Origin of the sequence: Sphaerochaeta sp., assembly GCF_050178175.1 — a bacterium.
Taxonomy (GTDB): Bacteria; Spirochaetota; Spirochaetia; order Sphaerochaetales; family Sphaerochaetaceae; genus Sphaerochaeta.
This window is the reverse complement of record NZ_JBFXGH010000114.1, coordinates 1-7,032: the sequence shown is the minus strand read 5'-3', so window position 1 is coordinate 7,032 and position 7,032 is coordinate 1. Positions and strand designations below refer to the sequence as shown.

Sequence of the window (7,032 nt, the reverse complement as noted above, 5' to 3'; positions counted from 1 at the left end):
TTCCGCCAAGGCCGATGCCCTGAGTTGTTGTCTCCCTGACTGTTTCCACGCTCTCTGCTGTGAGGCAGCGGTGAGAGCAAATCTGGCAATCTTCTGTGAGAAGCCACTCACATCAACCCAAGAGGAGGTTGACTTCTTGGCTGGGCTCCCGAAGAGCCGGCCATTCATGGTCAATTTCTCAAAACGTCATACTCCCGCTCTCTTTGCTGTCCAGGACGCTCTCTCCCGTGGTTTGCTTGGTACGCTGGAGAATGTCACCATCTCCTACCTGCAGAGCTGGTATAAGAGCCATGTCTGGGGAGACCCTGAGGAAGTCTTCCGTTGGAAGTGGAGACTGCTAAGCGAATACAATCGGGATGGTTGCCTCTCTGACCTCGGCAGCCACCTCCTTGATCTGCTTTTCCTTCTCTTTGGAAACGTCCACTTTGAGAAGAAGACCCTTGAGGTCAATTCGAACGCCTTGGTTGAGTATGGTGCCTTGTTGAGTGTTGGGAACCATATCCCTTGCACATTGCACTGCTCTTACCAGGATTCCAATTGGGATGATTCATTGCGACTTATCATAGAGGGTAGTGAAGCCACGCTCACGATGAATACTTCCCTCGACAGGAAGCAGGTGGTCATAACCAGCAAGGACGGTGCTATCACGAAGCTGGAGGGAAATCGTCCAGTTTCGACCTATCAGAAGTTTTTTGATGCCGTTAAGAGTGGGATTGCTGTCCCCCCTTCGTTTGAGGATGGTTACCGGGTCCAGATACTCTTGGAGGAGATGCGATGAAGAACATACAGCTTGGGGCACTGCTCTTTGCCAATGAGGTTACCTCCGCTCATCTTGGGAGGCTGAAGGAAGTGGGGTTCGAAACCCTCAGCATCTGCTTCTGGGAGACCCTTGGGGAAACCGATCTTACCAGCCTTGCCCGCACTACGGAGGAAGCAGGACTTCCGGTCAACGCAATCTCCATCTGGGGTAATCCCTTGGCCAATGAGGAGACTCTCCGCGGTGTACAGACACTCATTGAGCAGTCGTATCGTTTCGGGCATCCGTTTGTCTCAACGTTTGCAGGCCGTGTTCCTTCTAGAAGTGTTGAGGCATCGCTTCCGAGGTTCAAGGAAGTGTTCAGCGAATTGATTGATCAGGTCCATCGCCATGATTGCAAGGGTTTGCTCCTGGAGAACTGCAGGATGGGAGACCTCTGGAAGCGTGGCTCCTGGAATATTGCCATCAATGATGCAGCCTGGTCCCTTATCTTTAATACCCTCGATGACCCCCTTCTTGGTCTTGAGTGGGAACCGTGTCACCAGGTGGAGGCACTGCTCGAGCCGCTTGCCCAGCTGAAACGTTGGCAGGGAAGGGTCTTGCATGTACATGGCAAGGATGCCCATGTTGATCATGCCCTCCTCAGTGAGATCGGGCTCTATGCTCCAGGGAAGGCGATCAAAGCTACCTTGCCTGGCTGTGGCGATACCGATTGGAAAATTCTGATGCAAATCCTTGTGGACGGAGGATATCAGGGAAGCATTGATATAGAGGCGGGTGGAACCTCGTTTTTCAGCGATTTTGAGGAGAAAGTTGCATCCCTTGACTACCTCAAGAAGTGTCGCCTTAGTCTCCGATAGTCTATACGCGCCCTTGCAAAACTCAAAAAACATGGTACGATTATCACGTGCGAATTAGATACGTGCAGTGCTTTTTGGGATGTTATGCACGCACGTGCATAGGAGGAAAACATGGAACGAATTGCCTATGGAATGATTGGAGGTGGAAAGGGAGCCTTTATCGGGGATGTACATCGTAAAGCCATCCGTCTCGATGATCTTGCTGTCTTGAAAGCCGGTTGTTTTTCCCGGGATGTGGAGAAGTCAAAAGCGTTTGGGGCAGAACTCGGTATTGCAAGTGATCGACTCTATGCCGACTACCGCGAGATGGCGGAGAAGGAAGCAAGCAGGGAAGACGGCATTGCCTTTGCTGTTTGCGTTACACCAAACGCTTCCCACTTTGACATATGCAAGGCCTTCCTCTCCCAGGGGATTCATGTTGTCTGTGACAAGCCCCTGACCTGGACTATTGAACAGAGTGAAGAGCTGAGGGAGATCTGCAAGAAGAAGAACCTGCTCTTTGGTGTTACCTATGCCTACACCGGATACCCTGCTGTGAAGCAGATGAGAAAGATGATCCAGGATGGAATGCTGGGGAAGATCAGGTTCGTGAATGCCGAGTATCCGCAGGATTGGCTGGGTAACCCCGTCGATGAGCATAGCTCCATTGCTCCCTGGAGAATAGACCCGAAGGTAGCGGGGGCAACAAACTGCCTTGGCGATATCGGCAGCCATATCGAGAACATGGTTGCCACGGTTACCGGGAAGAAGATCAAGAAGGTATGTGCACGTCTGGACAGCCTGGTTGAAGGCAGGACGTTGGATGATAATGCCTCGGTGATGGTTGAGTATGAAGGAGGAGGCAAGGGCCTGTACTGGTCAAGCCAGATTGCCTTCGGTTATGACAACGCCCTCCGTATCCGCATCTTCGGTGAGAAAGGGAGCTTGGAGTGGCTCCAGGAGGACCCTGACTATTTCACCTTTACCCCCTGCGATGGGCCGAAACAGAGGTGGAGCCGTGGTCGTGAGACCTTCGACCCGGTAGCCCAGCAGTACTCACGTGTGCCGGCAGGACACCCCGAGGGACTCTATGAGGCATTTGCCAATATCTACAAGCCCTTCATCCTGGCGCTTGGGAAACACCTTCGTGGAGAGAAACTGGAGCCCTCCGATCTTGACTTCCCAGGAGTCGAGGAAGGGCTTGATGGTGTGAAATTCATCAACCGGTGCCTTGAGAGCAGCAAGCAGGGCTCTGTTTGGGTCGACCTATAAGAAATCATAAAAAGGAGCAAATCCATGGCTAGAATGGTAACAATCTTTACAGGACAGTGGGCAGATCTTCCCTTTGAGAAGATGTGTGAGACCGTAAGTGAAATGGGGTATGACGGGGTTGAGATTGCCTGTTGGGGTGATCACATGAATGTTGAGAAGGCTGCAAAGGACCCTTCCTATGTAGCTGACAAGAAAGCAATCCTGAAGAAATACAACCTTGGTTGCTATGCCCTGGGAAACCACCTTGCCGGACAGTGCGTTGGAGATGCCTTTGGGGATCCCCGTCTTGCCGGTTTTGCCCCCAAGAGCCTCAAGGGTGATGATAAGGCAATCCGTCAGTGGGGAATCGACCAGATGAAGTACACCGCCCAGGCAGCAAAGAACATGGGTTGCTCGGTGGTTACCGGTTTCATGGGAAGCCCGATCTGGAAGTATTTCTACTCGTTCCCTGCCAACAGTGAACAGTTGATCGAGGACGGCTACCAGGAGATCTACGACCTCTGGACTCCGATCCTTGATGAGTTTGACAAGCAGGGCGTGAAGTTTGCTCTTGAGGTACACCCCTCTGAGATCGCATACGACTATTACAGCACCCAGCGTCTCCTGGAGAAGTTTAAGGGGAGAGAGGCTCTTGGGATCAATTTCGATCCAAGTCACCTGCAGTGGCAGGGAATCGATCCCGCACTCTTCTTCCGTGATTTCGCTTCCCATATCTACCATGTGCATATCAAGGACAGTTTGGTGAAGCTGGATGGACGGAGCGGTATCCTTGGATCCCACCTGGCCTTCGGCGATTTGAGAAGAGGGTGGAATTTCGTCTCCCCAGGCCATGGGGATGTCGACTTTGACATGATAATCCGTGAGGCAAATGCAGCTGGATACCATGGTCCCCTGTCCGTTGAATGGGAAGACAATGGCATGGATAGGTTGTTCGGTGCGCGTGAAGCACTTGAACTGGTGAGAAGAGTTGATTTCGAACCCTCGAATGTTGATTTCGATGGAGCAATGGAGAATTGATGGACGAACCCAAGATCCTTCTCAGTCTGGAAGGTATAGTCAAGGAATTCTCATCTGTCCGTGTGCTCGACCGGGTCTCCTTCTCCATACGGGAAGGAGAGGTCATGGGGCTTATCGGGGAGAATGGTGCTGGTAAATCCACGTTGATGAAGATTCTCAGCGGGATCTACCAAAAGAGTGGGGGAACCATCCGCCTGGATGGCCAACCCACCGATATCCCCGACTATATCACGGCAAAGAAACTGGGGATCGGTATCGTTCCCCAGGAGTTCAACCTGATCAATTACCTGACGGTATTCGAGAACATCTTTCTCGGAAACGAGATTCATAAGGGACTTCTCCTGGATAAGGCAAAGATGCGGGAGGAAGCGAGGGCTCAGCTTGAGCTTTTAAAGATGCCCCTTGATGTGAACAAGTACATCAGTGAGCTCTCTGTGGCTGAGAAACAGATGGTGGAGATTGCGAAGGCCATGATCCTCGATACCAGGGTCCTGATCTTTGATGAGCCGACCACCACCCTTACCCCCGTTGAGGTAAGGACCCTGTTCTCCCTGATGCGGAAGCTCAAGGAGAAGAAGGTCACCATGCTTTTTGTCAGCCACAAGCTGCAGGAGGTCATGACCATCTGTGACCGGGTTGCCGTGCTCAGGGATGGTAAGCTGGTAAGTGTTGACGAAGTAAAGAACCTTGATGCAAATACGCTTGCCAAGAAGATGGTTGGGCGTGATTTCAGCCAGGTCTTCCCTCCCAAGAAGGACAGGAGAGCAGAGGAGCTTGTGCTTGAGGTCAAGAACCTGAAGAGTGATCCCATGGTCAAGGATGTCTCGTTCTCCCTTCATCGTGGAGAGATCCTGGGATTTGCCGGTCTTGTCGGCTCGGGTCGTACCGAGACGATGGAGGCGGTAATGGGGCTCAGGAGAATGGAGTCAGGGGAGATTCACATCAAGGGAAAACCGGCTAAGATCCGCAGTGCGAAGGATGCCGTCTCCCTTGGCCTTGGCTACATCAGTGAGGACAGGCAGGGCAAGGGTATTGTCATGAACTATGACATCACCAAGAACATCAGCCTGATCTCCCTGAAGGATAAATATCTCAAAGGGCTCCTGATCGACAAGAAGGCCGAGACAGCTGCAAGCGACCATTACATCGATGAGTTCAACATCGTGGCTGCTTCGAAGAAGTCTGAGCTGCGGTTCTTCAGCGGGGGAAACCAGCAGAAGGTGTATCTTGCCCGGTGGATGGATACCGATCCTGAGATTCTCATCCTTGATGAGCCTACCAGGGGAATCGATATCAACGCAAAGCGGGAGATCTATGAGTTCATTCACCAGCTTTCCGAGGCGAGGATCAGCTGCATCATCATCTCATCCGAGATGGAGGAGATCATTGGGATGTGCAACCGAGCCTACGTTATGCGGGAAGGAAGGATAGCAAGCTGCTTGGATGAGGAAGAGATTACTGAGGAAAACATCGTGTTCAATGCAACAGGAATCAAGAAAGGTGTAGAAAAAGATGGATGAACATAAACTGCTGTCTTCTGTGAAAAAATTCAGGTTCAAGGATCACTCCCTGGGGATGGCGTTCCTTATCCTTGTGGTGATCGCCACCATTCTCGGTTGGCCGAATTTTCTGAAAATCAGGAACCTGACGAACATTCTCAGGCAGATTTCCTATACGGGAATCATCGGCTTGGGAATGACGCTGGTGATCATCAGTGGGGGTATCGACCTCTCGGTAGGTTCCATGACCGCCTTTGTGGGAGGGATTGCAATCTACTTCCTCAATCTCTTCGGTCCTGAGTCAGTCTGGGGTATAGTCCTGACCTTCCTCTTCGCCCTGGTGTTGGGATCGCTCTGCGGTGCGCTGAACGGGATCATGGTGGCCAGGTTCAAGATGGCTCCCTTTATCGTCACCCTGGGTACCATGTCGATCTTCCGCTCCCTTATCCAGTACATCTCCAATGCGGGTACCATCCTCTCGGAGAATATGGACTATGGGAAGCTCGGCAGTAGTGTTTTCCTCGGTCTTCCCATACCGGTTTGGTGCTTTCTTATTGTCGGTATACTGCTGCATATCGTACTGAACCATACGAGCTTTGGCCGGTATCTCTGTGCAACAGGAAGCAATGAGCAGGTAGCGAAGTATTCAGCGATCAATATTACCCTAGTGAAGTGGCTCCCTTATATCATTACGGGATTTACAGTAGGCATGACCGCTGTGATGTGGTCGAGCAGGCTCAACTGCATCAACCCAAGCGACGGTGCTGGCTATGAGATGGATGCCATTGCTGCTGTGGTCATCGGGGGAACCCTGATGAGCGGAGGAAAGGGAAGTATCATCGGCACCATGATGGGTGCGGTGATGCTGGGAATCATCAACAACATGCTTGTCATGGGAGGAATCAGTGCCTTCCTGCAGCAGGCAGTGAAAGGGTTTGTCATTATTGTTGCGGTACTCTTGCAGTACAACAACGGTAACAAATAAAGGTTCAATCAAGGAGGATTGGAAATGAGAAGAGTTTTGATTATCGCTCTCTGTATGGTCTTTGCCGCCGGTATGGTCTTCGCCCAGGGTGTTTCTGAGGACGCTGCTGATGTTCCCAAGATCGGTATTGCGGTTCCCTCTCCTGACCACGGCTGGACTGGAGGTATCGGCTGGTGGGCAGACAAGGCTGTCGAGGAACTGAAGGAGCAATATCCTGGAAAGTATGAGTTCAAGGTATTGCATGCTGACGGGTATGCAAAGCAGATCTCCGATGTCGAGGACCTCATGGTCTGGGGCATGGACTATCTGGTAATCCTTCCTCATGAGTCAGCTCCCCTTACCCCTGTGGTAAAGGAAGCACACGACTCCGGCGTTAAGTGTATCGTTGTCGACCGTGGTCTGACCGATACATCCTTCGGCTACATCAACCTTGCTGGTAACAACTCTGAGATGGGAAAGGTTTCCGGTATCTTCGTGAGAGATTACATGAAGGAACATGGCCTTACCAAGTATGTTGCCATGGGTGGTATGCCTGTTGTAATCGATGGCGAGAGAATGAATGCATTCTTCGACGAGATGCAGAAGGAACCTTCTTTGGTCAACCTCGCCGGTGGAAGAAACTATGACTTCGCTGACTGGTCAACCCAGAAGGGCCTGGAACTG

Annotated in this window: 7 protein-coding genes; all 7 read left to right on the top strand. The window is 51.6% G+C overall.

Annotated features, from left to right (window positions below; translation table 11 throughout):
- On the top strand, positions 1-778 hold a 778-nt coding region (locus AB7S66_RS10495), incomplete at its 5' end, for a Gfo/Idh/MocA family protein (protein ID WP_428519779.1).
- Positions 775-1,617: a sugar phosphate isomerase/epimerase family protein gene (locus AB7S66_RS10490; protein WP_428519777.1), complete on the top strand. Its 843-nt coding sequence runs from the start codon at positions 775-777 to the stop codon at positions 1,615-1,617. The genes AB7S66_RS10495 and AB7S66_RS10490, both read left to right, overlap by 4 nt.
- Positions 1,618-1,728: 111 nt before the next feature.
- A complete protein-coding gene (locus AB7S66_RS10485; protein ID WP_428519775.1) occupies positions 1,729-2,868 on the top strand; it encodes a Gfo/Idh/MocA family protein in 1,140 nt (379 codons plus the stop codon).
- 24 nt (positions 2,869-2,892) lie between these two features.
- A complete protein-coding gene (locus AB7S66_RS10480; protein ID WP_428519773.1) occupies positions 2,893-3,885 on the top strand; it encodes a sugar phosphate isomerase/epimerase family protein in 993 nt (330 codons plus the stop codon).
- Entirely contained in the window at positions 3,885-5,405 is a 1,521-nt protein-coding gene (locus AB7S66_RS10475) for a sugar ABC transporter ATP-binding protein (RefSeq protein WP_428519771.1), read from the top strand. Before AB7S66_RS10480 ends, AB7S66_RS10475 begins: the two co-directional genes overlap by 1 nt.
- On the top strand, positions 5,398-6,369 hold the full coding sequence (locus tag AB7S66_RS10470; RefSeq protein WP_428519769.1) for an ABC transporter permease: 972 nt from the start codon (positions 5,398-5,400) through the stop codon (positions 6,367-6,369). Before AB7S66_RS10475 ends, AB7S66_RS10470 begins: the two co-directional genes overlap by 8 nt.
- Positions 6,370-6,393: 24 nt before the next feature.
- Positions 6,394-7,032: substrate-binding domain-containing protein (locus AB7S66_RS10465; protein WP_428519767.1), on the top strand; the 639-nt coding region annotated here is incomplete at its 3' end.

Excerpts from the sequence above, each read along its gene's own strand:
- AB7S66_RS10485 (WP_428519775.1), top strand. The coding sequence starts at position 1,729 with ATGGAACGAATTGCCTATGGAATGATTGGAGGTGGAAAGGGAGCCTTT.
- AB7S66_RS10470 (WP_428519769.1), top strand. The coding sequence starts at position 5,398 with ATGGATGAACATAAACTGCTGTCTTCTGTGAAAAAATTCAGGTTCAAG.
- AB7S66_RS10480 (WP_428519773.1), top strand. The coding sequence starts at position 2,893 with ATGGCTAGAATGGTAACAATCTTTACAGGACAGTGGGCAGATCTTCCC.
- AB7S66_RS10475 (WP_428519771.1), top strand. The coding sequence starts at position 3,885 with ATGGACGAACCCAAGATCCTTCTCAGTCTGGAAGGTATAGTCAAGGAA.
- AB7S66_RS10490 (WP_428519777.1), top strand. The coding sequence starts at position 775 with ATGAAGAACATACAGCTTGGGGCACTGCTCTTTGCCAATGAGGTTACC.